At 69.1% G+C, this 25,126-nt stretch carries 27 protein-coding genes; 9 read left to right on the top strand and 18 right to left on the bottom strand.

Features of this window, described 5'->3' with window-relative positions:
- The first annotated feature begins 54 nt into the window (after positions 1-54).
- The gene (locus ACFV2O_RS12155; protein WP_355070924.1) at positions 55-1,488 is read left to right on the top strand and encodes an NAD(P)/FAD-dependent oxidoreductase; all 1,434 of its coding nucleotides are present in this window, start codon (positions 55-57) and stop codon (positions 1,486-1,488) included.
- A 152-nt stretch (positions 1,489-1,640) separates the two neighbouring features.
- Positions 1,641-2,459 carry a hypothetical protein gene (locus ACFV2O_RS12160; RefSeq protein WP_364431131.1) on the top strand — a complete coding sequence of 273 codons (819 nt, stop codon included), beginning with the start codon at positions 1,641-1,643 and terminating at the stop codon, positions 2,457-2,459.
- A gap of 120 nt (positions 2,460-2,579) precedes the next feature.
- Here the strand turns inward: ACFV2O_RS12160 and ACFV2O_RS12165 are convergent, their stop codons facing one another.
- The 4 genes from ACFV2O_RS12165 to ACFV2O_RS12180 are packed head-to-tail and all read right to left on the bottom strand — an operon-like array spanning position 2,580 to position 5,013.
- Positions 2,580-3,260, bottom strand: coding sequence for an urease accessory protein UreD (locus tag ACFV2O_RS12165; protein ID WP_379251833.1), 681 nt, complete (start codon positions 3,258-3,260; stop codon positions 2,580-2,582).
- A gap of 9 nt (positions 3,261-3,269) precedes the next feature.
- On the bottom strand, positions 3,270-3,989 hold the full coding sequence (gene ureG / locus ACFV2O_RS12170) for an urease accessory protein UreG (protein ID WP_379251834.1): 720 nt from the start codon (positions 3,987-3,989) through the stop codon (positions 3,270-3,272).
- Between the two features lie 25 nt (positions 3,990-4,014).
- Positions 4,015-4,680: an urease accessory protein UreF gene (locus ACFV2O_RS12175; protein WP_379251835.1), complete on the bottom strand. Its 666-nt coding sequence runs from the start codon at positions 4,678-4,680 to the stop codon at positions 4,015-4,017.
- Between the two features lie 9 nt (positions 4,681-4,689).
- On the bottom strand, positions 4,690-5,013 hold the full coding sequence (locus ACFV2O_RS12180) for a hypothetical protein (RefSeq protein WP_379251836.1): 324 nt from the start codon (positions 5,011-5,013) through the stop codon (positions 4,690-4,692).
- A gap of 176 nt (positions 5,014-5,189) precedes the next feature.
- On the opposite strand from ACFV2O_RS12180, the gene ACFV2O_RS12185 reads away from it, so the two are divergent.
- Positions 5,190-5,918: a hypothetical protein gene (locus ACFV2O_RS12185; RefSeq protein ID WP_379251837.1), complete on the top strand. Its 729-nt coding sequence runs from the start codon at positions 5,190-5,192 to the stop codon at positions 5,916-5,918.
- 15 nt (positions 5,919-5,933) lie between these two features.
- On the opposite strand, the gene ACFV2O_RS12190 is transcribed toward ACFV2O_RS12185, so the two are convergent.
- Positions 5,934-7,406 carry an MFS transporter gene (locus tag ACFV2O_RS12190; RefSeq protein WP_379251838.1) on the bottom strand — a complete coding sequence of 491 codons (1,473 nt, stop codon included), beginning with the start codon at positions 7,404-7,406 and terminating at the stop codon, positions 5,934-5,936.
- A 60-nt stretch (positions 7,407-7,466) separates the two neighbouring features.
- On the opposite strand from ACFV2O_RS12190, the gene ACFV2O_RS12195 reads away from it, so the two are divergent.
- The gene (locus ACFV2O_RS12195) at positions 7,467-8,141 is read left to right on the top strand and encodes a TetR/AcrR family transcriptional regulator (RefSeq protein ID WP_379251839.1); all 675 of its coding nucleotides are present in this window, start codon (positions 7,467-7,469) and stop codon (positions 8,139-8,141) included.
- A gap of 46 nt (positions 8,142-8,187) precedes the next feature.
- Entirely contained in the window at positions 8,188-9,180 is a 993-nt protein-coding gene (locus tag ACFV2O_RS12200; protein WP_379251840.1) for a zinc-binding dehydrogenase, read from the top strand.
- Position 9,181: 1 nt separating this feature from the next.
- On the opposite strand, the gene ACFV2O_RS12205 is transcribed toward ACFV2O_RS12200, so the two are convergent.
- A complete protein-coding gene (locus ACFV2O_RS12205) occupies positions 9,182-9,859 on the bottom strand; it encodes an O-methyltransferase (protein WP_379251841.1) in 678 nt (225 codons plus the stop codon).
- Positions 9,860-9,975: 116 nt separating this feature from the next.
- Between ACFV2O_RS12205 and ACFV2O_RS12210 the strand changes: the two genes are divergently transcribed.
- Positions 9,976-10,818: an SGNH/GDSL hydrolase family protein gene (locus ACFV2O_RS12210; RefSeq protein WP_379251842.1), complete on the top strand. Its 843-nt coding sequence runs from the start codon at positions 9,976-9,978 to the stop codon at positions 10,816-10,818.
- A gap of 66 nt (positions 10,819-10,884) precedes the next feature.
- Here the strand turns inward: ACFV2O_RS12210 and ACFV2O_RS12215 are convergent, their stop codons facing one another.
- Both ACFV2O_RS12215 and ACFV2O_RS12220 read right to left on the bottom strand, forming a co-directional pair.
- Positions 10,885-12,150, bottom strand: a complete 1,266-nt coding sequence (locus ACFV2O_RS12215; protein ID WP_364431162.1) for an SPFH domain-containing protein — start codon at positions 12,148-12,150, stop codon at positions 10,885-10,887.
- The gene (locus ACFV2O_RS12220) at positions 12,150-12,581 is read right to left on the bottom strand and encodes an NfeD family protein (RefSeq protein WP_355070898.1); all 432 of its coding nucleotides are present in this window, start codon (positions 12,579-12,581) and stop codon (positions 12,150-12,152) included. Before ACFV2O_RS12220 ends, ACFV2O_RS12215 begins: the two co-directional genes overlap by 1 nt.
- 130 nt (positions 12,582-12,711) lie before the next feature.
- Between ACFV2O_RS12220 and ACFV2O_RS12225 the strand changes: the two genes are divergently transcribed.
- The 3 genes from ACFV2O_RS12225 to ACFV2O_RS12235 all read left to right on the top strand — a co-directional run bounded on the left by ACFV2O_RS12225 (position 12,712) and on the right by ACFV2O_RS12235 (position 15,287).
- Positions 12,712-13,536 (top strand): DUF3097 domain-containing protein, encoded by an 825-nt coding sequence (locus tag ACFV2O_RS12225; RefSeq protein ID WP_379251843.1) that lies wholly within the window; start codon positions 12,712-12,714, stop codon positions 13,534-13,536.
- A 157-nt stretch (positions 13,537-13,693) separates the two neighbouring features.
- Positions 13,694-14,509 (top strand): hypothetical protein, encoded by an 816-nt coding sequence (locus ACFV2O_RS12230; RefSeq protein ID WP_355070895.1) that lies wholly within the window; start codon positions 13,694-13,696, stop codon positions 14,507-14,509.
- Positions 14,510-14,555: 46 nt separating this feature from the next.
- The gene (locus ACFV2O_RS12235; RefSeq protein WP_379251844.1) at positions 14,556-15,287 is read left to right on the top strand and encodes a S1 family peptidase; all 732 of its coding nucleotides are present in this window, start codon (positions 14,556-14,558) and stop codon (positions 15,285-15,287) included.
- 19 nt (positions 15,288-15,306) lie between these two features.
- On the opposite strand, the gene ACFV2O_RS12240 is transcribed toward ACFV2O_RS12235, so the two are convergent.
- The 10 genes from ACFV2O_RS12240 to ACFV2O_RS12285 form a co-directional block, all read right to left on the bottom strand.
- A complete protein-coding gene (locus ACFV2O_RS12240; protein WP_379251845.1) occupies positions 15,307-15,729 on the bottom strand; it encodes a hypothetical protein in 423 nt (140 codons plus the stop codon).
- A 70-nt stretch (positions 15,730-15,799) separates the two neighbouring features.
- Positions 15,800-16,861, bottom strand: a complete 1,062-nt coding sequence (locus ACFV2O_RS12245) for a ferrochelatase (RefSeq protein ID WP_379251846.1) — start codon at positions 16,859-16,861, stop codon at positions 15,800-15,802.
- A gap of 21 nt (positions 16,862-16,882) precedes the next feature.
- The gene (inhA, locus tag ACFV2O_RS12250) at positions 16,883-17,719 is read right to left on the bottom strand and encodes an NADH-dependent enoyl-ACP reductase InhA (RefSeq protein WP_355070887.1); all 837 of its coding nucleotides are present in this window, start codon (positions 17,717-17,719) and stop codon (positions 16,883-16,885) included.
- A gap of 80 nt (positions 17,720-17,799) precedes the next feature.
- The gene (gene fabG1, locus ACFV2O_RS12255) at positions 17,800-18,516 is read right to left on the bottom strand and encodes a 3-oxoacyl-ACP reductase FabG1 (protein ID WP_356961866.1); all 717 of its coding nucleotides are present in this window, start codon (positions 18,514-18,516) and stop codon (positions 17,800-17,802) included.
- Between the two features lie 225 nt (positions 18,517-18,741).
- A complete protein-coding gene (locus tag ACFV2O_RS12260) occupies positions 18,742-19,101 on the bottom strand; it encodes a peptidase inhibitor family I36 protein (protein WP_355070883.1) in 360 nt (119 codons plus the stop codon).
- Between the two features lie 112 nt (positions 19,102-19,213).
- The gene (locus tag ACFV2O_RS12265) at positions 19,214-20,215 is read right to left on the bottom strand and encodes a VWA domain-containing protein (protein ID WP_355070881.1); all 1,002 of its coding nucleotides are present in this window, start codon (positions 20,213-20,215) and stop codon (positions 19,214-19,216) included.
- On the bottom strand, positions 20,212-21,171 hold the full coding sequence (locus ACFV2O_RS12270; RefSeq protein WP_379251847.1) for a DUF58 domain-containing protein: 960 nt from the start codon (positions 21,169-21,171) through the stop codon (positions 20,212-20,214). The genes ACFV2O_RS12265 and ACFV2O_RS12270 overlap by 4 nt, the downstream gene beginning before the upstream one ends.
- Positions 21,172-21,197: 26 nt before the next feature.
- A complete protein-coding gene (locus ACFV2O_RS12275; protein WP_379251848.1) occupies positions 21,198-22,379 on the bottom strand; it encodes an AAA family ATPase in 1,182 nt (393 codons plus the stop codon).
- A gap of 134 nt (positions 22,380-22,513) precedes the next feature.
- The gene (locus ACFV2O_RS12280) at positions 22,514-23,932 is read right to left on the bottom strand and encodes an NlpC/P60 family protein (protein ID WP_379251849.1); all 1,419 of its coding nucleotides are present in this window, start codon (positions 23,930-23,932) and stop codon (positions 22,514-22,516) included.
- A gap of 461 nt (positions 23,933-24,393) precedes the next feature.
- The gene (locus ACFV2O_RS12285) at positions 24,394-24,984 is read right to left on the bottom strand and encodes a DUF6676 family protein (protein WP_356961861.1); all 591 of its coding nucleotides are present in this window, start codon (positions 24,982-24,984) and stop codon (positions 24,394-24,396) included.
- Positions 24,985-25,126 lie beyond the last annotated feature (142 nt).

Raw genomic sequence — 25,126 nt, forward strand, 5'->3', positions numbered from 1 at the left:
GCTGTCAGGAACCCCCGCCGGGGACGACCCCCAGGTCCATCGAGGAGCAGGACGATGAGCACTCAGACTGTCGAGAACGGCCGGCACCGGGTGGTGGTGATCGGCTCGGGCTTCGGCGGCCTGTTCGGCACCAAGCACCTCAAGCGCGCCGACGTCGACATCACGCTGATCTCGAAGACCTCGACCCACCTGTTCCAGCCGCTGCTCTACCAGGTCGCCACCGGCATCCTCTCGGTCGGCGAGATCGCGCCCGCCACGCGGCTGGTGCTGCGCAAGCAGAAGAACGCGCAGGTGCTGCTCGGCGAGGTCACCGACATCGACCTGACCGCCAAGACGGTCACCTCGCGCCTGCTCGACCAGGACACCGTCACCCCCTTCGACAGCCTGATCGTCGCGACCGGCGCGCAGCAGTCCTACTTCGGCAACGACCGGTTCGCCACCTACGCGCCGGGCATGAAGACGATCGATGACGCGCTCGAGCTACGTGGCCGGATCCTCGGCGCCTTCGAGCAGGCCGAGCTCGCGACCACCCAGGAGGAGCGCGACCGGCTGCTGACCTTCGTCATCGTCGGCGCGGGCCCTACCGGCGTCGAGCTGGCCGGACAGATCGCCGAGCTGTCCGACCGCACGCTGGAGGGCACCTTCCACAACATCGATCCGCGCGACGCGCGGGTGGTGCTGATCGAGGGCGCGGGCGCGGTGCTCGGCCCGATGGGCCCGAAGCTGGGCGGCAAGGCCGAGCGGCGCCTGGAGAAGATGGGCGTGGAGATCCAGCTCAACGCCATGGTGATCGATGTCGACGCGTTCGGCGTCACGGTGAAGGACTCCGACGGCACGATCCGCCGCATCGAGTCGGCGTGCAAGGTGTGGTCGGCGGGCGTGCAGGCCAGCCCGCTGGGCAAGCTGATCGCCGACCAGTCCGACGGCACCGAGGTCGACCGCGCGGGCCGGGTCGTGGTCGAGCCGGACCTCACCGTCAAGGGCCACCCGAACGTCTTCGTGGTCGGCGATCTGATGTCGGTGCCGAACGTGCCGGGGCAGGCGCAGGGCGCGATCCAGGGCGCGACCTACGCCGCGCGGCAGATCACCGCGGGGCTGAAAGGCCAGACGCCGCAGGAGCGCAAGCCGTTCAAGTACTTCAACAAGGGCAGCATGGCCACGATCTCGCGGTTCAGCGCCGTGTGCCAGGTGGGGAAGCTGGAGTTCGGCGGGTTCATCGCGTGGCTGGCCTGGCTGGCGCTGCACCTGTACTACCTGGTCGGCTACCGCAGCCGGATCATCACCGTCATCCAGTGGTTCGTCACCTTCCTCGGCCGCAGCCGCGGACAGATGGCGGCCACCGAGCAGTGGGTGTTCGCACGATTGGCCCTGGAGGCGATCAGCAACGGCGACGACGAGGACGCCGAACAACTGGCCGCCGCTCTCGGCGCTTCCACCAACAGCCGGGTCGCGGTGGACAAGGCGCATACCGACGCGAAAGCCGGCTGATCCCGCCGTAATAGCGCGTTCGACCAATCCAGGTCACCGGCAGATCCGAATGTGGGGCGTCGACGTCTCCTTCGGATGAAAGGTGATCTATGGGCACAGGCAAGCACCGAGCACCCAAACCGCACCGGGCGAAGTTGGGTCCTCTCGTCGCCGTGGGAACGGTTCCTCTCGTTCTCGCGCTGGTGGGAACCGGCACCGCGAACGCGGCACCCGATCGGCCCGTTCCGGTGACCCGGACGGATCCCACCGATCAGCCGGCCCAGTGGCCCGCGGCCGAGGCGCCGAACGTGCGCCCGTACGAAGGTGTGCGGATTCCGGACGACACGCTGAGTTCGTTGCAGTGGGCGCGTCCGTTGCCGAATCCGAAGTATCTGGCCCCGCTGGAAGGGCTGCACGGCCCCGTTCCCGTCGCCCCGGTGCCGCCGATCGCGCCGCCGCCGCACAAGCTGCGCTTCGGAGACGTGCAGGTCGACGCACCGGATTGGCTCTACCGGGAGCAGGCCATCCAGCTCAACGACGGCGCCGCGATGGCCGAGGCGAATATCGCGACGTACCTCGACTCGATCGGGATGGAACGCACGAGGTCCGATCGGGTGGCGGGCCAGACCGTGGGCGCCGCCGCCATCGGCGCCGCGGCCGGCGCCGCGTTCGCGAGTCCGTTCGCGCTGTTCGGAGCGGCCGTCGGCGGAGGTCTCGCCCTGGCCATCGGTCTGCCGTTCGCGCCGATCGGTCTCGCCGCGGGCCCGATCGGGGCCGCTTACGGCGCGGCCCTGATGGCCGCCCCGTTGGCTGCCATCGGTGCGGGGATCGGCGCGGGACTCGGTGCGGTGCACGCGCTGAGCGCACCTCCCCGGGCGCAGGGCGCGCCCGAGGCGGTCGATCCGGCCCCGGAGAACACCGCCCCGGCTTCGGAAGCCACCGACACAGCTCCGGAGGCCGGAGACACGGCCCCGGAGACGGCCAACGGCTGATCGGATGGGGCTTCCGAGGAGCGAGCCGGAAAGGTGGGAACCCGACGACGCTGTCGGGCTCCCACCCTTTCTATCTCCAGCTCTCGGCCGGATTACACCTGTGTCGAACGAAACGATTGATCAGCGCCGCGGCTCGGCATGCTCCACCCCGGAGACGCCCAACAGCGCCCCGGTGCGGGTGAACAAACTGCCACCCGCCGCCAGCGGCAGCCGAGTCTGCGTCAAACCCGTTGTCGCCGTGGCACATTCGTCCGGATAGACGAGTTCGCTCTCCAGGGCGCGAGGCGCGGACAGCGCGTCATCGGCCGCTGTGTCCGCGCCCAGCGCCAGCCGGTGGCGCAGCAGAGGCGTGTCGTCGACATCGGCGATCAGGTCACCGCGCCATATGCCGCCGTCCTCGCCCGTGCGGCCGATCTGGACGCGTTCGCGCATTCGCAGCCGGGCGCCGGAATCCAGCCGGATCGTGGTGACGGTGTGGTGCCGCGCACCGCCCGCGACGATCATCGGCTCGGGATCGAAATCCAATACTCCCGCACTACCGACCTCGAGCTGCCAGCGTCCGCACGATTGCGGCGTCGCCGCGCCCGGCAGTGCCAGTGTCGCCGCGACCGAGCGGACCACCAGTTCGGCACCCGGCGCGACCACGATCACGATGTCGAGTTCGTCGCCGCCCAGCGGCGTGGCGGCGGTGCCGATCAGATGGACCGCACGCGGTCCGGTGCGGCGGGCCGACAACCCGCCGCTCGCATGAATCTCCGGAAGCGTCCCTGGGCGAGCGAGGATGCGTAGCTGCGTGCGCACCGGCGACACTCAGTGCGCGGCGGCGGATTCGCCGGCGCCCGCCCGGTCCTGCTCGGTGACCGTGCGCAATTGCTCGCGTACCCAGGCCAGCACCGGCGTCGCCGCGGGATCCTCGGTGAGCGAGACGAGCACTGTCGGCCGGTCCGCGCGCACCCGCGCCGCATCACGCTCCATCACACCGAGGTCCGCGCCGACCAACGGCGCCAAATCGGTCTTGTTGACCACGAGCAGATCCGAGAACGTCACGCCGGGACCGCCTTTGCGCGGCACTTTGTCGCCACCCGCCACGTCCACCACGAAGATCTGCACGTCGATCAGGCCGGAGGAGAACGTCGCGGTCAGATTGTCGCCGCCGGATTCCACCAGGATCAGGTCCAGCGGCGGATTGGCAGCTACCAGATCGTCGATCGCGTCGAGATTGGCGGTGATGTCGTCACGAATGGCGGTGTGCGGGCAGCCGCCGGTCTGCACGGCGGTGATCCGCTCGTCCGGCAGGACCGCGTGCCTGCGCAGGAAGTCGGCGTCCTCGGTGGTGTAGATGTCGTTGGTCAGTACCGCCAGCGACAGCTCGTCGCGCAACTGCCTGCACAGCGCGGCCACCAGTGCGGTCTTGCCCGAACCGACCGGGCCGCCGATACCGATGCGCAGCGCCTCCCCGGGTGTGCGGGCCCGTTTCGGCCGCTCGTGCCCGTGGTCGTGCAGCTCACCGTCGATCAGGTGCGGGGGCATGGGGCGGTCTCCTTCTTCCGGGACATCAACTCGCGAACAGGGGCATGTCCCGCTGCCGATGCCGCTCGGCGAGCACGTCCTGCAGCGGGTCCGACATCGCGGCGAGACCGGTCACGGCCTCGGCGGCGACGCGATCGCACAGGTCGGCCAGCCGGACCGTGCACGCGGCGATCGCGGCGGGGTCCAGAGCCAGCAGACGCTGGGCCGCGGTGGCGGCGCCGGTGAGGGTCGTGTAGACGACCACACCGGCGATCTCCCGGGGCGGCACCGCGGCGGCCGCGCCGACCATTCCGAAGACCGTGGACAGATGCGGTGTCGTGGCGAGCGGCGACCAATCGTGCCGGGGCCACAGCTGTTTCGCCAGGCGCAACAGACCGCGGCCCTGGGCACGGGACGCGGCCCGCGCCGCGGGTGCGGGCGTGCGCGCGTCGGCTTCCGCTTCGGCCCGCGCCGGATCCAGTTCGCCCGCGCAGACCGCCGCGGCCAGCGACGCGCTCACCAGTCCCGAGGTCCGGATGCGGCGGCGCAGATACAGCTCGACCGTCGCGACGTCGCGGACCAAGCCGGACGCGACGGCTTCTTCCACACCGCCGGAGTGCACGTGGCCGCCGATCGGCAACCGTGAGTCGGCGAGCGCGAGCACCGTCGTGAGACCGGACGCGGCCGGACCGATCGCAGCGGATTCGCGCATCCGTCGATCCTATGTCCCGGCGTGTCGGATAGATGTCCCGGTCGTTTCGCGGAGGTTCCGGTCCGCGCCGGACATGTCCCGCACGAGCCGCGGCAGGTCCTGGCGGGTGAGGTAGGCGGCGATGCTCAGCTCACCCCCGGCGCGCCGGACCAGGAAATCGCTGTAGAGGTCGAGCGTGGGCGCGTCGCCGAGGGTCATCGTCCAGTGTGCCGAGCAGAGCCAGCAGTGCCCGCCGAGTGCGATGGTGGACTGGGTGGCCAGCGTCGCGCGCGGTGCGGCGAGTCCGTGCGCCCGGGCGCGAGCGGCGGCGATGAATTCCTCCCTGTGACGCACCGGCTCGTCGTGGGCGTGACCACCCACGAACGGTGTTCGACTCGTGGGAGGCGCGCCGGTGCGTGACTCAAGCATTTCTACTCGAGCACCCGGCGGCGATCATGTGTTCGAATGTTGCGGGCGCACAAACTTCTTCACCTGGGCTACGCCGGGTGCATCTACCGAGGGGGAACGAGGTGTCGACGCCGGAAACGCGAGTATCTGCCGCACAGTGGGTCGCGCGCGCGATCGCGATCGTGGTGCTGGTTCCGATCCGTCTGCTGTGGGAGGGCGTTCTGCTTCTGTGCCGCGCCTCGGCGGCGGCGCTCGGGTACATCGCGCGACATCTGCTGGTCCCGGCAGCCGAGCTGATCCGGCACTGGGTGCTGCGGCCCGCGTGGATCGTCGTGAAGGATTTCCTGTGGGGCTGGGTGGTGCAGCATCTGCTGTGGGGCTCGGTGCTCACGCCGCTGCTTTCGCTCCTGCTGGAACACCTGTTGCGACCACTGCGGCGTGCGGTGGAGGTCTTCCTGTGGCGCAAAGTGATTCGTCCCGCTGGGGCCTGGTTGCTGCGCTGGGTCGTGTATCCGATCGCATATGCCATCGCCTGGGTCTGCCACCAGACCGTCAAGTGGCTGATCGTCTGGCCCCTGTCGCGATTGTGGCGTTGGGTGCTGCACCCGCTCTGGAAAGCGGTGCGCGTGACCGCGCGCTACGGGTGGCGTGTGGCCACGCTCATCGTGGGTGTGCTCGTGGTGCTGCCGTGCCGCGCGCTGTACCGCTACGTGCTGCGCCCGGTGTTCGCCGCCTTCGCCGTCGTCTGGCTCGCTGTGGTGGTGCGCCCGGTCCGCTGGGTGCACGGCACGATCGTCCGGCCGATGAACCGCTGGGCGGCCGAGATCGTGACTTCCGTCTTCGGCCACTGATCCCGGCCGCCCGACTCAGCGCGAACGTGGAGCGGCGAAGCGGGCGATCAGCGCCATCGCCGTGAGCACCGTCGCGCCGACGGCCACCGCGACGTGCATGCCGTCGACGAAGGATCCGCGCGCCGCCTCGATCAGCGCCGCGTTCCCGCCGGCCTGCTGGATGGTCTCGCCGAGCGTCGCCGCGTAGTCGCCCCCGGACCGGAAGATGAGCGCCGCGAGCGAACCGAGCAGCGCGAGACCCAGCGCATTGCCGAGTTCGAAGCTGGTTTCCGAGATACCTACCGCCGACCCGGCCCGCTCCGGCGGCACCGAGGACACCGAGACCTCCGACACCAGCGTGAAGGCCAGACCGTAGCCGATTCCGGCGATCGTGGAACCGGCGAGGTACCAGCCGAGTCCGTCGTGCGCGCCGACACCGAGCAGCATCAGGTTGCCCGCCGCGGAGGCGAGCAAGGCGAACACGAAGGTCGCGCTGGCCCCGAAGCGATGCCCGACCCGGGCGCCGCCCACCGAACAGACGAAGACCGCGATCGCCATGGGAATGCCGAGCAGCGCCGCCGCCAGCGGCGTGCGCCCGGTCACCGATTGCAGATAGACGCTGGTCAGATAGCTGAGGCCGGCCAGCGACATCATGCCGGTCAGGCTGGCGCCGATCGCCACCGAGAACTGGGGCATGGCGAACAGCCGCAGATCGAGCAGGGGCTCACGCAGCTGTCGCTGCCTGCGCACGAAAACGGTCAGGATCACCGCGCCGACCAGCGCGACGACGATCGCTTGCGCATCGATGCCCTTGGTGGCGGCGTGTTTGATCCCGTACACCACCGGCAGGATGCCGCCGATCGACAGGACGACGCTCGGCAGATCCAGCGGTCCCCGCACTCCCGCCCGGTGCTCCGGCAGCACGAACGGGCCGAACGCGAGCAGGACCAGCAGCACCGGGATGTTGATGAGGAACACCGAGCCCCACCAGAACTGGTGCAGCAGCATGCCACCGATGATCGGTCCGACAGCCGAGCCGCCCGCGAAGAACGCCGTCCAGACGCCGATCGCGGCCGCTCGCTCCCGCGCGTCCGGGAACAGGCTCGAGATAAGCGCCAGGCTGGACGGCAGCAACGTCGCGCCGCCGATGCCCATCAGCGCCCGCGCGGCGATCAGCACGCCCGCGCTGGGCGCGAACGCCGCGATCACCGACGCGATGCCGAAGACCACGGCGCCGGTCAGCAAGATGTTGCGCCGCCCGATCCGGTCGCCGAGATTGCCCATGGTGATCAGCAGGCCCGCGATCAGGAAGCCGTAGATGTCCAGAATCCACAGTTGCTGGTCCGCGGACGGATCCAGATCGAGAGTCAGTGTCGGCAGCGCGAGGAACAGCACCGAGATGTCCATCGAAACCAGCAGCACCGGCAGCAGCAGGACCGCCAAGCCGAGCCAGGCCCGCCGCGAGCCCGTCGTGGCCGGCTCGGTCCGGACCGGCTGCACGTCTGTCATCACCGAACATCCTCTCCATGACGCGTACGTCGTACGCATGATTCCGGGTACAGTGTACGCATGCTGCACCGCGCCGCCATCATCGACACCGCGATCGAGCTCGCCGACACCGAAGGCTTGGACGCGCTGTCCATGCGGCGCATCGCCGATCGGCTCGGCGTGGGAGCCATGTCGCTGTATCGCCACGTCGCGAACAAAGACGAACTGCTCGCGCTGATGACCGACGAAGTGGCCCGGCGCAACCCGTACCCCTCCCCCGAGGGACAGGGGTGGACCTGGCGCGACCGGGTCCGCATCGCCGCCGAGGTCGACTGGGCCCTGTACCGGCAACATCCGTGGGTGCTGCTCACCTTCGCCACTCCGCGCTACAGCTTCGGGCCGCAGAGCTTGGCCTGCCTGGCCTGGTTGGTCGACGGGTTCCTGGAACTCGGCGTGTCCACCCGCGAGGCGACCGGCATGTCCTTCACCGTCTGGAACTACATCTCCGGCGCGACGCTGCCCGAGATCAGCGCCGAGCTGATGGCCCGCAAAGGCATGGATCCCGCGGGCGACAACGGACTGCGGACGCTGCTGCACGGCACGGCACAGGGACCGGTCCCCTCCGCGTTGGCCGATCTCGCAGGCAGCGGTGTACGCGATCTGACCCAGGAGGAGCTGCTCTACGACGGGCTCGACGCGCTCTGCGACGGCTTCCAGGACAGGGCGGCCCGGCGCGACCGGTTGACCTCAACCTGACTTGATGCTGGAGGCTGACCGGCGACGCCAACGAACAGGAGCCACCGTGCGCGCCATCCGCCTCCACGCTTTCGGCCCGGCCGAGAACCTGCGCTACGAAATCGTTCCCGATCCGGTGCCTGGCCCCGGCGAAGTCCGCATCGCGGTGGCGGCGGCCGGTGTGCACCTGGTCGATACCGCCCTGCGCAAGGGCGAGCCCGGGCCGTTTCCCCTGCCGCAGTTGCCGACCATCCCCGGGCGCGAAGTCGCGGGCACCGTGGACCGCGTGGGCGCCGATGTGGATGCGGGCCTGCTGGGCGCGCAGGTGGTGGCCCATCTCGGCCCGGTGCCCGGCGGTTACGCCGAATTCGCCGTGACGGACGCGGCCCGGCTGCACGAGATTCCGGCGAACCTCGATGCGGCGGAGGCGGTGGCGATGATCGGCACCGGGCGAACGACCATGGGCATCCTGCAGTTCACCGAGTTGAAGCCCGGCAGTGTCGTCCTGGTGACGGCCGCGGCGGGCGGCATCGGCACGCTGCTGGTGCAATTCGCGAAGAATGCCGGAGCCACGGTGATCGGGTTGGCCGGTGGCCCCGCGAAGGTCGATCAGGTGCGACACAATGGCGCCGACCTGGCGGTCGACTATCTGTTGCCGGATTGGCCGGACCGGGTCCGCGCTCGAATCGGCGACCGCGGGGCGCACGTGCTGTTCGACTCGGTGGGCGGCGCGGTCGCCCGCGCCGGAATCGATCTGCTCGCACCGGGCGGCCAACATCTGGTCTATGGCTGGTCCGGCACATCGAACGACGAAGGGCCGGTCCGGCTCTCCGCCGCAGAACTGACCGAACGGGGTATCACCTCCGAGACGGTGATCGGTCCGCCGATGCTGGCGCGCGCGGGCGGCGATCTGCGCGTCCTGGAGAACCTCGCCATGGCCGAGGCGATCGCCGGACGGCTGCGACCCGGGATCCAGCGCTTCGCGCTCGCCGACGCGGCCGCCGCGCACCGCGCGCTGGAAACGCGCGGGACGACCGGCAAAGTGGTGCTGGAGCCCTGACTCACTCCACCTCGTCGCCGTTCACCACGGCATAGGCGAAGCCGTCCCAGCCCTTCGCGCCGACGGTCTGCACCACGGTCGCGTCCAGGCTCGGTTCGGCGGTGAGCAATTCGACGAGTTCGCGACTGGCCTGCGCGTTCGGGTCCTCGGACCGCTCGTCGGCGATCGTGCCGCCGCGCACGACGTTGTCGACGATGATCACCGAGCCCGGCCGGGTCAGCCGCAGCGCCCACAGCACGTAATTCGCGTTGTTCACCTTGTCGGCGTCGATGAAGACCAAGTCGAACGGTTCCGGATCCTCCTGCGCGAGCACGGGCAGGCTGTCCAGCGCGGCGCCGACCCGGATCTCCACTCGGTCGCCGACTCCCGCACGGTCCAGATTCGCCCGCGCCACCTCGGCGTGCCGGGCGGCGAACTCGAGCGTGACCACCCGCCCCTTGGGGCCGACCGCGCGGGCCAGCCAGATCGTGCTGTATCCGCCGAGCGTGCCGATCTCCAGCACGCGTCGCGCGCCGACCGTCCTGGCCAGCAGATGGAGAAACTTCCCCTGCGGCGGTGACACGTCGATCGCGGGCAGGCCGGCCGCCTTGTTCGCCTCCAGGGCCGCGTCGGAATCGGGATCCGCCACCAGCGTCTCCACCAGGTAGCTGTCCACATCGGCCCATCCAGATGTCGTCATACCTCGCAGTCTGCCACCCGATTCCACCCGCGGGCGCGCCTCCGGCGAGTAGCGTTCGGCACGGAGAGACGTACATGTTTCGTGAGCGCGCCGACGAATGGACGGACAGAAACGACATGACGAATCTTGCGCGGGCCACAGCGGTCACCGCCTGTCTGATCGCCCTGGGCGCCACCTCCCCCGCCGCGGCCGACCCCATCGGCGGGGCCGAATACGTCGCCGTGGGCGATTCCGGGGCGGCCACCACGGGCGTGCGGAACTTCGACATCTCGGCCCCGTTCCGATGCCTTCGCTCGACCGCGAACACACCGCAACTGGTCGCCCGGGACCTGGGCCTGCGGATCGACGACCGCACCTGCAACTCCGCCCTCATCGCGGACCTCACCGCACCACAGCAGCCGGGCATTCCGCCCCAGTTCGATCCGCTCGGCCCCGCCACCAGGTTGGTCACCGTGCACATCGGCGCCAACGACGCGTTGATGGCCGAACACATCGTCGCCTGCCACGTCTACGGCCTCTCCGGGGCCGGTACCTGCGCCGGTCCGGACTGGGACGTCGACATCGATGCGATCGCGGCGCCTTACGCGGCCGCGTTGCAACAGATCTCGGCCCGGGCGCCGCACGCGCTGATCGTCGTCGACGGCTGGCCGCGCTACGTGCGCGACGGCGGCTGCCCGGCGCTGGTCGGTCTCCGCCCGTCCGACGCCGCGCCCATCCAAGCCGCCTTCGATCATCTCAATTCCGTGGTGTCCCGCGTCGCCACCGCGCACGGCGCGATCTACGTGGACACCAGCGCCGCATCGGAGGGCCGCGACGCGTGCGCGCCCGTCGGCGTCCGCTGGATGGAGCCCGTCCTCGCCACCGAGACGCTGCTGCCCTACCACCTCAACCCGCAGGGCATGCGCGGCATCGCCGATGTCGTCGTCCCGGCGATCCGCGCCGCCGGGCTGCCCGGCTGAGTGATTCGGCCGCGCCGACGCGACCGCCCCGAACTCGGGCGGAGTCCGGGGCGGCGCCGGCGCATGTTATTTCGTGAAGTTCTCCGGCGGCTGCCAAGGACGGCCGTGCGGGTCGTCCGGGCGCTGGGCCGGAGGTTGCTGCGGCGGCTGCTGCTGAGCCGGGAAAGCCTCCTGCGGAGGGATGACCGGCTGGTGCGGCGAAGGTTCGAACGCCGGCGGGGGCGGTGTCGGGGTCAGCCCCTCGACCGGGGTCCGCGCCGTGGCCTCGGCGGCGCGCACGGCGCGCTCGATGGTCGGGTCGGGAGCGGTGTCGAACCAGTCCGCGACATCGGAGTCGTCCTCGGGCTTTGCTTCCGCGCCGTCGGAGGCGGGCGGCTCGTACCGGAACACACCGTCCTCGCCCTGCGTGCCGAAGCTCTTCGCGAACCCCTCCAGCGCCTTGCCGAAATCGCTTGGCACCAGCCACACCTTGTTGGCGTCACCGCGCGCGACCATGGGCAGCGTCTGCATGTACTGGTAGGCAAGCAATTCCGGCGTCGGCTTGCCGGATTTGATGGCGGCGAAGACCTTTTCGATGGCCTTGGCCTGGCCTTGCGCCTGCAGGTAGGAGGCGGCGCGCTCACCTTGTGCCCGCAGGATACGGCTCTGCCGTTCACCTTCGGCCGACAGGATCGCCGACTGCTTGGCGCCCTCGGCGGACAGGATCTGCGCCTGCTTCGAGCCCTCGGCCGTCTTGATCTGCGATTCGCGCTGCCCCTCCGCGGTGAGGATCATGGCGCGCTTCTCGCGATCGGCCTTCATCTGCTTCTCCATCGACTCCTGGATCGACGGCGGCGGATCGATGCTCTTCAGCTCGACCCGCGCGACGCGCAGTCCCCAGCGCCCGGTCGCCTCGTCCAGCACGCCGCGCAGCTGGCCGTTGATCGAGTCGCGTGAGGTGAGAGTCTGTTCGAGCGTCATGCCGCCGACGACGTTGCGCAGTGTGGTGACGGTCAACTGCTCGACAGCGGCGATGTAGTTGCTGATCTCGTACACCGCCGCCTGCGGGCTGGTCACCTGGAAATAGACCACCGTGTCGATGTGCAGGGTGAGGTTGTCCTCGGTGATCACCGGCTGCGGCGGGAACGACACCACCCGCTCCCGCAGATCCACCTTGGCGCGGACGCGGTCGGCGAACGGCACGAGGAACGTGAGTTGGCCGGAAACCGTCCGCGAATACCGCCCCAGCCGCTCGATCACCGCGGCCTCGGCCTGCGGCACCAGCGCGATCGACTTGAAGACCACCACCACGACCAGCAAGATGAGGACGGCGGCAACGATCAGTACAGCCATCAAGGCCCCTTCCAGACGACGGCGGTCGCGCCGTCGATCTTCATGACATAAACGGTCGTACCCGGTTCATAGACTTCGGTCGTGTCCATCGGCCGCGCGGTCCACACCTCGCCGTTCAGTTTCACCTGGCCGGAGTGCGCCGCCACCTGCTCGAGCACCAGAGCGGTCTTGCCCGGCAGGGCGTCCACGTTCGTCGGCGTGGGCGGAGGAGTTCCGTAGCGACGCCGGATGATCGGGCGCACACCGAGCAGCAGCACCGCCGAGATCACCGCGAAGACGACGGCGTCGGCCACGACGGAGGTATCCGCCGCCGCGCTGACACCCGCGGTGCCCAGCGCGGCGACACCGAGCATCAGCAAGGTGAGGTCGCCGGTGAGCATCTCCGCCGCCGCGAGCAGAATGCCCGCGACCAGCCAAAAAATTGCGGCCACACGACCACTGTAGTGCGCGGATCATGATCTCGGGCGCATCATCGACGAGTACTCCCGATGAATTCCACGCGTGGACGCGCGGTGCCCCTGGTCCGCCGAAAGCCATAGCGGCGGTGCTAGCTTCAGGCAGGTGAGCGGGCGTGACAGGTATGGCGACATCTTCTCCGGGCATCCTCGATCGAAGAACAGGGCGGTGCCGACGGTCACCGCGGAACGCGACCTGGTGGTCGAGGATGCCGCCACCGGATTCTGCGGCGCGGTGGTCGGATTCGATCGCAGCTACGACGGCGAGTTCGTGAAGCTGGAGGACGCTCGCGGCACGGTGCGCCTGTTCGCGCTGCGCGAGGCGGCGTTCCTCATCGACGGCGAGCCGGTGACGCTGGTGCGGCCGCGGGCCGCCGCGCCGCAGACGCCGAACCGCTCGGCATCCGGCTCCACCAGGGTGGAGGGCCTGCGCGCCCGGGTCGCCCGTGGCAGCCGGATCTGGGTGGAGGGCGTGCACGACGCCGCGCTGGTCGAGCGGGTGTGGGGCCACGATCTGCGCGTCGAGGGCGTCGTCGTCGAGCAGTTGGAAGGCTTGGACAATCTTGCCGCTCGGCTGGCGGACTTCCGGCCGGGCCCGGGCAGGCGGGTCGGCGTGCTGGTCGACCACCTGGTGACCGGATCGAAGGAGACCCAGCTGACCACCGGCCTCGGGCCACATGTCCTGGTGACCGGGCACCCGTTCGTCGACGTCTGGCAAGCCGTGCGCCCGGCCACCCTCGGCATCGCCGAGTGGCCGCGGGTGCCGCGCGACGAGGATTGGAAGACCGGTGTCTGCCGACGCCTGCGCTGGGGCTCCCCGCAGGACGGCTGGCGGAAGGTGTACGAGGCGGTGTCCTCCTTCCGCGACCTGGAGACGCCACTCATCGGCGCGGTCGAGCGACTCATAGATTTCGTCACCGAGCCGGACTAGCGACGGCGGAGGATGAGCGTCCCACTCCGATGCCGGACGGTATCCGCACGGACTCGCTCGTCGCGGGCAGCGCCGCGCCCGCGGTTTCCGTGCTGCTCACCAATGCCCTTGCGTATGGATGCCCACCGGTAGCGCCCACCCTTTATGCTCGATAATTATGTGCTCTCCAAGTGCGACGCTGACGGTGTGGGCGAGCTCCTGGCTGGCCGGCTGCAGTGCGCCCGACGACGTTTTGGCCGCCTTGCACGCGTGGGCGCCGAAGCACACCATCGCGGCTGGTGATCCGCTCACCGGCGGCCGCACCGACCTACCCTGGTCCGCCCACGGCAACCTGCCGGGGAGCGGAGTCATGGCACTGCTCAAGGTGATTCGCGAGACGATGGCGCAACCCGGCGCGCAACTGCGGTTGGTGCTCCCGGTCCCAGGAGACATCCGCGGCGTCCCCGCGGGCACGGCGTTCGCCGCCGACGCGATCGAGGCGGGCGAGGGCATGCTGATCGGCGTACCCGGCACCGAGGGCACCGGCCTCATCCCGCGCTGGGCCGAGGACGACACGCTGCAGTGGACCGTCTACAGTGCGCCCATCCCCTCGGCGCCCGGCCCCGACATGTCCCTCGGCGAAGCCGAATACGCGATGCGCGAAGCGGTTCGCGATGCCGCCGACGCGCTGATGAAGCTGCACACCACATCGCTGGGCGCGCCCGACTCGGATCCCCGCGAGCTCATCGAAGCCGAACTGGCCGACTATTCGCGGCACGACTATCCCGAGTCGATTTCATTGCGCGCCAGGCGCATTCTCGACACCGCCGATCATGTCGCGGCCATCCTCACGGTGGCGCAGCGGGAGCCCGCTTCCGCGCCCACCTCCGCCAGCGCGATCGGTGCGCAGGAATCGCTACTGCGGCCGCTGTGGGACGCGATCCGCGCCGCGCGCCTGGTCGCCGTGCACGCCTCCGCGCGCGGAAGCCGCTGACATCATGCCGGGGCGGTGTGAGATGCGTTTTTCCCATCGTTGCCGCATGGCCGCCGTCACCATCGCGACTGTTCTGTTCGGTCTCACTCTGCACGCCCCGGCCTCGGCGATCGTGGGCGGCGCCGACGCGACGACAGCGGAGTATCCGTGGCTGGCGGCCATCGGCACGCCGTTGTTCCTCACCCGCGCCTCCGGGCAGTTCTGCGGTGGCGCGCTCGTCGCACCGGACCAGGTGATCACGACGGCGCACTGCGTGGCCCTGGCACAGTCGCTGACACAAACGCTCACCGTCACCTTCGGCCGTGACGACCTTCGCGGAAGCGACGGAAAAACCGTGCATGTCAAGGACATTCGCATGCATCCGGGTTTCCTGGCAACCGTTCTGGACATGACGACCGCGTATCGCAACGACGTGGCGATCCTCACCCTGGACGAGCCGCAGCCCGGTCCGACGATCACCGTCGCCCCGCCCACTTCGGGCAACGCGACCATCCTGGGCTGGGGCGCGACCTCCGAAACCGACGAGACCAACACCCGGTTGCGCGCGGCGAACGTCCCACTGGCCACCGATGGTGAGTGCGCCACCGCCTATGGTCCGGCCTTCGATCCGTACACCATGCTCTGCGCGGGCACTCCCACCGCGGACACCGCCCAGTACGACAGCGGCGGGCCGATTCTCGTCGATGGGCGACTTGCCGGTCTCACATCCTGGGGCGTAGGCGCGGCCCGCCCCGGCTTCCCCACTGTCTACACCCGCCTGACCAGCCCGGGCTTCTGAGTCGCGGGCGCGGCGAATTTCACTGCTGCGGCGGGTACGGCGGCTGCTGCGGCGGGTACTGGTGCTGCGGCGGATATTGCTGATACTGCTGTTGCCCCTGCGGCGGATAGGGCTGTTGGTACTGCGGCGCCGGATATTGAGGTTGGCCCTGCAAATTCTGCTGCGGAAGATACTGCTGGGGGTACTGCTGCTGCGGATACTGCTGGGGCTGGTTCGATTGATTCGACTTGTTCCGCTTGCTCAGCCAGATCACGAGCCCGATGACCACGGCGACGACCCCGATGCACAGCAGCAGACCTCCGATCGAGAAACCACCGCCGCCACCGCTGCGACCACGGCGCCTGGCCTCGGTGACGTCGAGCGCCACGGCCCATACGTTCGTATCGGACCAGGCGTGCGGATCGAGCACGGCGGCGTTGGTCAGCATGTCGGCATAGGTCATCTAGAGGTACCCCCCAGAAAGTCGGATTCGGCGATCGGTCGCAGGCGATGCTATCCGCGACCGCCCCTCCTCAATTCCCAGCAGTGGGACGGCGTGTGACCGCACAGCAGCCGACGGCGCACGGCGCGCCATCGCGCGTGCAGCCGTAGCCGGGCACCGCGCCGAGCCGCCGGGGTTCGGCTCCGCGCAACTGCTCGGACACCAGTTCGACGACCAGCTTCGCGAAGCGCGGATCGCTTCCCGGCGTCGCGGCCCGCGCGAAGCCCATACCGAGTTCGGCGGCTTTCTGCGCGGCCTCGTTGTCCAGATCCCAGATGACTTCGAGATGGTCGGAGACGAAGCCCACCGGACAGACGACCACGGCCTCGACCCCCTTGGCCGCGAGATCGTCCAGATGGTCGACGATGTCCGGTTCCAGCCACGGCACCTGCGGCGGACCCGAACGCGACTGCCAGACGAGGTCGTAATCGGTGAAACCGGTTGCCGCGGCGCACAATCGGGCCGCGTCGGCGACCTGACGACTGTACAGCCGACCGCCGTCGGCAGGCGGACCCGCGGCGGCATCGGCCGACACCGGAATGGAATGCGCGGTGAAAACCAGCCTTGCCGCGGCGCGCTGCCCGGCCGGGAGCCGATCGCGCGCCGCGCGAACGGCATCGGCGAACGTCTCGATCAACAGCGGGTGATCGAAGTACTGACGCAGCTTCAGCAGTTCCGGCGCGCCCGCGCCGAAAGCCGCACGCGCCCGGGCGATGTCCTCGTGGTACTGCAGGCATCCGGAGTAGCCGCCCCACGCCGAAGTCGGGAAGACCACTGCGGAGCCGACACCGTCGGCGGCCATCCGCCCGACGGTGTCCTCCACCATGGGATGCCAGTTCCGGTTACCGAAGTACACCGGCAGCTCGATACCCGCGGCGGCCAGTTCGGCCTCGACCGCCGTGATGATGTCGCGATTGAGCGCGTTGATCGGCGAGACACCGCCGAAGTGCAGATAGTGCTCGGCGACCGCTTCCAGGCGCTCACGCGGCACTCCCCTGCCCCGGGTGACGTTCTCCAGGAACGGCATCACGTCTTCGGGACGCTCCGGACCGCCGAAGGACAGCAGCAGCAGCGCGTCGGCGGTTCGAACCACGGTGTCTCCCATCCGATCGGCTCAGTTGATCGCCATGTTCTCCGGGAACCAGGTGTTGTGGCTGGCTCCGCCGTCGACGTAGATGATCGAACCGGTGGTGCCAGGCAGCCAGTCCGACAGCAGCGCCACGATCGACTTCGCCACCACCGTGGGGTCGTCGACGTCCCAGCCGATCGGCGAGGCGCCGTCCCAGTAGACGTTGAGCTGATTGAGCTTGGCGGCGTCGTCGGTCGCGGTGCCCGCGATCGCCTTGGCGGCCAGCGTCTTGATCGGCCCCGCAGCGATGAGGTTGGACCGGATCTTCTTGGCCGCGCCCACCTCGCGGGCGACATACCGGTTCACCGACTCCAGCGCGGCCTTCGCCACGCCCATCCAGTTGTAGAACGGCATCGCGGTGCGCGGATCGAAGTCCATGCCGACGATCGAGCCGCCCTCGTTCATCACCGGCAACACCGCGCGCGACAGCGACGCGTAGCTCCACGCCGAGATCTCGAACGCCTTGGCGGCATCCGGGCCCGGGCCGTCGAGGAACGGCCGAGCCTCCGGCCCCATGAGGGTGCGTGGCGCGAACGCGATCGAGTGCAGCACCCCGTCGATCCCCTGCGGAGCCAGTTCCCGCAGCTTGTCGGCCAGGCCTGCGAGATCCTCTTCGCTGGTCACGTCGAGCCCGATGGCCGGCGGGACCTCCTGGGGCAGGCGTTTGGCGATCCGGTCGATCAGCCGCAGCCGCTCCGGGATGCCGGTGATGAGCACCTTCGCGCCCTGCTCCTGCGCGACAGCCGCCGCGTGGAACGCGATCGACGAGTCGGTGATGATGCCCGTGACCAGGATGGTCTTGCCTTCGAGCAGTCCGCCCATGAGTTCTCGGTTCTCCTGAAATTCGAATGTGGGGTTGGCTGCGGGCGGCCTGGACCGGCCGCGCTACGCGTTCGGTGTGGTCAGTGGCCCATGCCCATGCCGCCGTCGACCGGGATGACGGCGCCGGAGACGTAGGCGGAGTCCTCGGAAGCCAGGAAGCTGACCACGGCCGCGATGTCCTCCGGCTGGCCCAGCCGCTGCAAGGGGATGAACTTCTTGGCCATGTCGCGCACGTCCTCGGGCAGGTCGGCGGTCATGTCGGTCTCGATGAAACCCGGGGCGACGACATTCGCGGTGATCGAGCGCGAGCCGAGCTCGCGGGTGATCGAGCGGGCCAGACCGATCACACCGGCCTTGGAGGAGGCGTAGTTGATCTGACCGGCTTGGCCGCTCATGCCGACCACCGAGCCGAGGAAGATCATCCGGCCCCAGCGCGCGCGCAGCATGGCGCGGTTCGCGCGCTTGGCGCACCGGAACGCACCGGTCAGATTGGCGTCGAGCACCCGGGTGAACTGCTCCTCGTTCATCCGCATGAGCAGCGTGTCGTCGGTGATGCCCGCGTTGGCCACCAGCACCTCGACCGGACCCTGGTGCGCCTCCACCTCGGCGAAGGCGCCGTCCACCGATTCGCTGTCGGTCACATCGCATTTCACACCGAACAGGCCGTCCGGCACCCCCGAGCCACGATGCGTGACGGCCACCTTGTGACCGTCGGCAAGCAGACGCTGCGCGACCGCGAGTCCGATGCCGCGGTTTCCGCCGGTCACCAGGACCGACCGGGATGTGATGTTCGACATGGGGTTCAACCTACCTGGTCGAATCGGCAGGCAACGACCGGGCCGCCACGTTCGTCCGACCGCCATCCGAGCCCGGCCGCGTTCGTGAAACGCCACAATGACAGCGCGAAACGAAGCCCGATCACGCGGACCGGCCGGTGGTGTGCAGGACACCACCGGCCGGTCGGCATTCGATCGATGCGCCGCCTTTCACTCACCTTCGGCGAGCGACGCGAGAGGCACTGCTCAGCAGCTGGGGCACCAAGTCACGGACAGCGCGTCGAACCCCAGATCCTCCACCTGCTTACCCGGCCCCACGTAACGGTACGGTTGTCCGCCGCCACAGTTGGAACCGGAGCTGAACAGCAACTCGACGTTCGTGTTGTTGATCACCGATCTGGTGCTCGGATCTCCCGCGGGTCCGCAGTAGTTCCGGAAGTTCTTGGTGTTGAGCGTGACCACCTTCGCCGTACCGGAAAAACCGACACCGGAGTACTGACACAGACTGCCAGTTGGACAGCCTGCCGCTGAAGCTTCCGGAAGCGGAGCCACGACAAAAGCCAGCGCGGCGAACGCGATTGCGGTGACGATTGCAGAAATTCGCATGTTTCCTCCCCAAATGGAGGGCGGCACTCCCTTACCGCCCGTCCTGGGCACGGTAACACACTTTCCCGGCTATGGCCCGTGTAATCGCCTGCGCGCCTTGCTGTTCGTAGCGCTAAGGCAAACGCTGGCGATACACCAGACCGATGACCACTCCCGCCGCGACGACCACCAGTCCGAGCAGCAGCCACGGACGACTGGCGTCGCCTCTGGTCAGTTCGTACCCGATCTGTTGCTCCAAGGTGTCGTACACCTTGGTCAACTCCTGCAAGGACGACGCGGTGTAGAACTCCCCGCTGGACAGTCGCGCTATCTCGCGCATGGCGTCGTCGTCCACCTCGACGCGTACCTGGTCCTTGCTGCCGTCCTCCCGGGGGATCTCGACGACGCCCCAGCGAGTGCCGAAGGAAATGGTCGAGATGGGGACGTTCTTGCTCTTGGCGAGCCGGGCGGCGACGTACTCGTGCCGGGGGTTGTCGACGTCCTTGAAATCCGGAACGGTCTGCTTACCGTCCGACATCAGCACGATCCTGGCAGGCGGTGGCTCCTGGGCGCCACCGAGCACCGTGGCGAGCGTCTCGATCGCCTGCAGCGCGGTGAGAATGCCTTCACCGGTAGCGGTGCGCTCGGCCAGCCGCACATTGTCGATCGCGGCTTTGACCGATTCGTGGTTCGTCGTGGGCGAGACCATCACCGAGGCGGTGCCCGCGAAGGTGACGAAGCCGATGTTCACGCCCTCGGGCAGTCCGTCGACGAACTCCTTGCCCGCCTTCTTGGCGACCTGGATGCGGCTCGGGGCGACGTCGGTCGCCTCCATCGACAGCGACACGTCCATCACCAGCATGACGGTCGCGCGGTTGCGCGGCACCTTCTTGACCGCGGTCGGTCCGGCCGCGGCGACGGTGAGGAACACCAGGCCGACCAGCAGCAGCGCGACGGCCACATGCCGGAACGCGCTCGGCCGCGACGGAGCGACCTTCTCCAGCAGCGCCATGTTGGTGAACTTCAACATGTGCTTGCGCCGGTTGCGCTGCACCAGGACGTAGCCGAGCGCGATCAGCGCGATGACGACGAGGAATCCCAGCCAGATCTGTGCGGTGAAATGCGAAATACTCACTGGCGTGGCACCCGCCCCGTCGGGGCGCCGAAGCTGTGGCGCCGGGTGGACACGAACCGGACCACGTCGGCGATCCAGTCCCGATCGGTTCGCAAGGTGAGCACCGGAGCGCCACAGCTGCGCAGGGCCTGTTCGACCTGCTGCCGGTGGCGCTGCGCGGCAGCCGCGAAATCGGCGCGCAGCGCGGAGGTCACGCTGAACTCGCGGGTGCGCCCGGTCTCCGGGTCGTGCAGTACGACGTCGCCCATGTCGGGCAGGGAGAGGTCGCGCGGGTCGAGCACCTCGACCGCGAGCAGATCGTGCCTGGCCGAGATCGCGCGCAGCGAGCGCTGCCAATCGATGTCACCCAGGAAATCGCTGATGATCACCGCGAGTCCACGTTTGCGCTGCGGACGGCGCAGCGATTCGATGCCGGCGCGCAGGTCGCCGCGCACACCGTCGCGCGCGTGCGGTGTGGTCGCGATGCCGCGCAGCAGCGACTGGGCGTGGACGCGCCCGCCGCGCGCCGGGATGCGGGTCAACCGTTCGCCGGTGGCGACGACCGCACCGATCCGGTTGCCGCCGCCACTGGTCAGATGGGTGATGGCGGCCGCGGCGGCGATGGCGAGATCACGCTTCTGGCAGGCGGCGGTGCCGAAGTCGAGGCTGGCCGACAGATCGACCACCATCCAGGTCTCCAGCTCCCGGTCGGCGATCATCTGCCGCACGTGCGGATGAGTGGTGCGGGCGGTGACCGACCAATCCATCTGGCGCACGTCGTCGCCCGGTTGGTAGGCGCGCGCCTCACCCGGCTCGGAGCCGGGACCTGGGATGAGACCGAGGTGATCGCCGTGCAGCACGCCGTCGAGCCTGCGGCGCACGGTGAGTTCGAGAGTCTTGAGCGCGACCGTGAGCCTGGGGTCGGTCAACTCCCCCGCGTGGAAGGACGGCGGTGCGTGGGACGGCGACGTCGGCACTGGCGCGACCCGATCCGATGCCGAGGTCACTTCGGCGGAACGGTGCCCGCGGGCTGCGACTGCTGCCCGTTGGGCGGCTGGGGCACGGCCTGCTGCGGCGACGGCGGCTGGGGAACCTGCTGCGGGGCGCCCTGCGGCGGCGCGGCGGGCACGCCGGGCGCAACGGCCTGCGGGGCGACCTGTGGCAGGCCGACGGTCTGCAGAACGCGCTTGATGACGTCCTCCGGGCTGATCTCGTCGGCGAGCGCGTCGTAGGACAGCACCAGGCGATGGCGCAACACGTCCGGGATCACTTCGACGACGTCCTGCGGCACCACGTAATCGCGGCCCCGGATGAGCGCGACGGCGCGGGCCGCGGCGATGATGCCGAGGCTGGCGCGCGGCGACGCGCCGTAGGAGATCCAGCTGGCCACGTCCTGCATGCCGAACTCGGCCGGTTTGCGGGTGGCCGCGATCACCCGGACCACGTAGTCGACCAAGGCGTGGTGCACGAAGGTGTTGGCCGCGACCTTCTGCAGACGGATCAAGTCCTCCGGCTCCAGGATCCGGCTCGCCTCCGGCGGGGTGACGCCCATCCGGTAGATGATCTCGCGCTCCTCCTCCACGGAGGGGTAGTCGACGACGACCTTGAACAAGAAGCGGTCGCGCTGCGCTTCGGGCAGCGGGTACACGCCCTCGCTCTCGATCGGGTTCTGCGTCGCCATGACCAGGAACGGGTCGGGCATCGGGTAGGTCTTGCCGCCGATCGACACGTGCCGCTCGGCCATCACCTCGAGCAGCGCCGACTGCACCTTGGCGGGCGCGCGGTTGATCTCGTCGGCGAGCACGAAGTTGGCGACGACCGGGCCGAGTTCGGTGTCGAACTCTTCGCGGCCCTGCCGGTAGATGCGAGTACCGATGAGGTCGGTGGGCACCAGGTCGGGCGTGAACTGCACGCGGGCGAACGAGCCGCCGACCACCCTGGCGAAGGTCTCCACGGCGAGGGTCTTCGCGATGCCGGGGACACCTTCGAGCAGAACGTGACCACGTGCGAGCACGCCCACGAGCAGTCGTTCGACCAGGCGATCCTGGCCCACGATCACCCGCTTGACCTCGTAGATCGCCTTCTCCAGGGTCTGGACGTCACGCTCGAGGGTGCTGGGCGTCGAGACCGGCGCATCCTTCGCCGAGTTCGCTCCGCTCACACCGTCCGTCGAAGTCACCAACATCCCCGCTTTCGCCTTGGTCCTGTGCGTGCTGCCACAACTATTCCAGGTAATCACCGCCTGTGCCGCAACCGGACCCGACAGAATGGGAATTTCCGCGGTCCTCCGGCCGGGCGGGGCACCCGGAATGTCCGATATCAGGAGACGACGCGCACCGCGAACGGCATGATGCCGCCCTCGCGGACCGGGGACACCTTCACCACGTCGCCGGATTCCGGCGCCTCCACCATCTTCCCGTCGCCGAGATACAGCGCCACGTGCTGGCTGCCGTTCGGCCCCCAGAACAGCATGTCGCCGCGCTCGCGATCGCCGACCGGCACCCGGGTGCCCGCGTTGTATTGGTAGCCGCTGTAGTGCGGCAGCGAGACCCCGACGCCCGCGAACGCGTAGACCATCAACCCCGAGCAGTCGAAGCCGACCTTCTCGAAGTCCCCGTAACTGTCGGCGACGCCGCCGTCCCGGATGCCGCGGGTCGGCCCGTCCTCGTCGCCGCCACCCCAGGCGTAGGTGACGCCGAGCTGTGACATGGCGCGATCGACCACGATCTCGATCGCCGCGGAGCCTTCGACCGGTGGCGACTTCGGTCGTGGCGCGCTCCGCCGCGGTGGCGGCGCGTCCTCCAGCTGAGTGTGCGGGCGTTTTCCGGTGCCGAGTTCGGCGGCGCGATCGCGAGCGGCCTGGTCGGCGGCCGCGCGCGCGGCGGCCGCCGCCGCGGCGGCACGCACCGCCGCTTCCTCCACCTTGCGCATGGCGTCCCAGGCCAGGTACGCGTCACGCTGGTCCTGCAGGCCGGCCACGTTCTGCCGCGCTTGATCCAGCCTGCCCTGCGCGTCCTGGCGCCGCCGCAGCAGGTCGTCGCGCTGGGCGGTCTGCCGGTCGAGTTCGGCCTTCGCCGCCGCGACCGCGTTCTCGGCGTCGGCCCTGCGCGCGGCGGCGAGGGCGGCGGCCGTGTCGGCGTCCGATTTCGCCCGCCGCGCGGTGGAGTTCTTGTTGCCTTGATCGATCTGCGCGCGCCGCAGACCGTCCAGCACCTGCTGACGATTTTTGGAGACCAGCTCGAGGAGCTGGGCCCGGTCCAGTGCGACCGCGGGGGTGGCCGCGGCGAGGTAGGTGACCATCGAGCCGGAGCCCGGATTGGTATAGGCCTGGGTGGCGAACTGATCGAAGTTGCGTCGCGCCTGGCCCACCTTGGCCGCGGCATCGGCGAGGTCGAGCTGGGTGTCCACCACCACGACGGCGGCCGCGTCGGCGGCGTCGCGCGCGGTCTGCAGGTCCACCAGCGCTCGGTTGACGTCCTCCCGGCGCTGCGCGACGGCGTCGTCGAGTTGCCCCAGTTGCTGATCGACCACGGCGACCTGGTTGATCAGGGTGCCGACCTCGGCGACACCGGCGTCCACCTGCGCGCCCGCCTGGGCGATCTCGCCGTCGCTGGGATTTGGCGGAGGAGGTGGCACAGCAGCGACAGGTCCAGTCGTGACCACTACAACGACCGCAATCAGCAACCCCACAGCGACCGATAGTCGGCGCCAGTTGGTGAGCCCGCCGTTGTTGCGCATCACACCTCCAAGGACCGGATTCCGGCAATCCTCGAGGGCATCAGGCGAACCAGGATGCACTGTGGTCGACAGATGGCCTCTGGGAACACTTATTCCCCATCAGGGACCATTCGAACCGTACGACACTTACGTCACCGACAAAACGGCATCGACCTTGTTGCCGCCCACATCTTCTTCATTGCTAGAAATTTGCTGTACTGCGCGCCACGCTTTCTTCGAACGCAACAGACCAACCGTTCGGAAAATTAGCTACCTGGATGCTGACGACCCGATTTCGCCCCAGATCGGACACAGCTCGGCTTCGCATCGAGCGAAGGCGGTGTCAGCGACGCACGCCTGCGACACGTAGAGGTCCCGCGCTCGGGGCCGAGTGGCGATGGACAACCACGCCGTTACCGGCGCGGTGAACCACGAGAATGTCGAATCGGCCGCAGCCGGCTTCGCAGAAAGGCGCCGCGACCTCAGATGGCGCGCGCGTCGGACGACTCGCCGTCCGGTGTCCGCCGGGCGCTCGCCACACGCTCCGGTCCGTCGGCCGCCGCCCGCCGGACCTTGACCCAGTACAGTCCGGCGATGACCGCCACCGTTCCACCCAGCAGCGCGCAGGTGATGGCAGTCCAGGACATCGACTCCGGCGTCTCCAAGCGGGCGGTGAAGATGCTCGCGGCTTCTCCGCTCTTACCCTGCGTGCCCTTGGCGGCGTCCTCGGCCCACTCCAGCCGCACACGGCTGATCGTGTCGCTGTAGGTGCCTACCCAGTCGTCGCTGAGAACGACCACGGTGCCGTGCTGCGTCTTACCCACCTCGGTGGCCAAGTCCCGTAGGCTCGAGTCGTGTCCTGGATTGCCGGGGACGACCACGATGCTCAGCGGGATTCCTTGCGATCGCGCCTCCGCGGCGATGGCGGCCAGTTCCTTCTTGTCCTTACCGGTCAGTGTCGCGACGTGATCGTCGGCCAGATCGGCGTTGAGCGAGCGCACGGTGTCGGCGGTGACATTCGGCGGCAATTCGGCGGCCATAGGGGTGAAAACCGAGTTGTGCGGGGCGGTCATCTTCCATCCGGTCTGTCGAGCCGCATCGGCAACCGAAGCGACGGGCATCCAACACTGCAGGGCGAGCAAGATCCCCCTTGCTGGCTCGAAAGCACAGTACGCGACGGAGTGTCGCATCTCGCGCGCGCGGCACGCCGAACCG

It is taken from the genome of Nocardia sp. NPDC059691 (assembly GCF_042733915.1).
Classification (GTDB): domain Bacteria; phylum Actinomycetota; class Actinomycetes; order Mycobacteriales; family Mycobacteriaceae; genus Nocardia; species Nocardia sichangensis.

Excerpts from the sequence above, each read along its gene's own strand:
- ACFV2O_RS12175 (WP_379251835.1), bottom strand. The coding sequence starts at position 4,680 with ATGCGCGAATCCGCTGCGATCGGTCCGGCCGCGTCCGGTCTCACGACG.
- ACFV2O_RS12230 (WP_355070895.1), top strand. The coding sequence starts at position 13,694 with ATGTGCTCTCCAAGTGCGACGCTGACGGTGTGGGCGAGCTCCTGGCTG.
- ACFV2O_RS12205 (WP_379251841.1), bottom strand. The coding sequence starts at position 9,859 with ATGACGACATCTGGATGGGCCGATGTGGACAGCTACCTGGTGGAGACG.
- ureG (WP_379251834.1), bottom strand. The coding sequence starts at position 3,989 with ATGCCCCCGCACCTGATCGACGGTGAGCTGCACGACCACGGGCACGAG.
- ACFV2O_RS12240 (WP_379251845.1), bottom strand. The coding sequence starts at position 15,729 with ATGACCTATGCCGACATGCTGACCAACGCCGCCGTGCTCGATCCGCAC.
- ACFV2O_RS12195 (WP_379251839.1), top strand. The coding sequence starts at position 7,467 with ATGCTGCACCGCGCCGCCATCATCGACACCGCGATCGAGCTCGCCGAC.
- ACFV2O_RS12280 (WP_379251849.1), bottom strand. The coding sequence starts at position 23,932 with ATGCGCAACAACGGCGGGCTCACCAACTGGCGCCGACTATCGGTCGCT.
- ACFV2O_RS12275 (WP_379251848.1), bottom strand. The coding sequence starts at position 22,379 with ATGTTGGTGACTTCGACGGACGGTGTGAGCGGAGCGAACTCGGCGAAG.
- ACFV2O_RS12210 (WP_379251842.1), top strand. The coding sequence starts at position 9,976 with ATGACGAATCTTGCGCGGGCCACAGCGGTCACCGCCTGTCTGATCGCC.
- ACFV2O_RS12215 (WP_364431162.1), bottom strand. The coding sequence starts at position 12,150 with ATGGCTGTACTGATCGTTGCCGCCGTCCTCATCTTGCTGGTCGTGGTG.
- inhA (WP_355070887.1), bottom strand. The coding sequence starts at position 17,719 with ATGGGCGGACTGCTCGAAGGCAAGACCATCCTGGTCACGGGCATCATC.
- ACFV2O_RS12190 (WP_379251838.1), bottom strand. The coding sequence starts at position 7,406 with ATGACAGACGTGCAGCCGGTCCGGACCGAGCCGGCCACGACGGGCTCG.
- ACFV2O_RS12235 (WP_379251844.1), top strand. The coding sequence starts at position 14,556 with ATGGCCGCCGTCACCATCGCGACTGTTCTGTTCGGTCTCACTCTGCAC.
- ACFV2O_RS12285 (WP_356961861.1), bottom strand. The coding sequence starts at position 24,984 with ATGACCGCCCCGCACAACTCGGTTTTCACCCCTATGGCCGCCGAATTG.
- fabG1 (WP_356961866.1), bottom strand. The coding sequence starts at position 18,516 with ATGTCGAACATCACATCCCGGTCGGTCCTGGTGACCGGCGGAAACCGC.
- ACFV2O_RS12155 (WP_355070924.1), top strand. The coding sequence starts at position 55 with ATGAGCACTCAGACTGTCGAGAACGGCCGGCACCGGGTGGTGGTGATC.
- ACFV2O_RS12260 (WP_355070883.1), bottom strand. The coding sequence starts at position 19,101 with ATGCGAATTTCTGCAATCGTCACCGCAATCGCGTTCGCCGCGCTGGCT.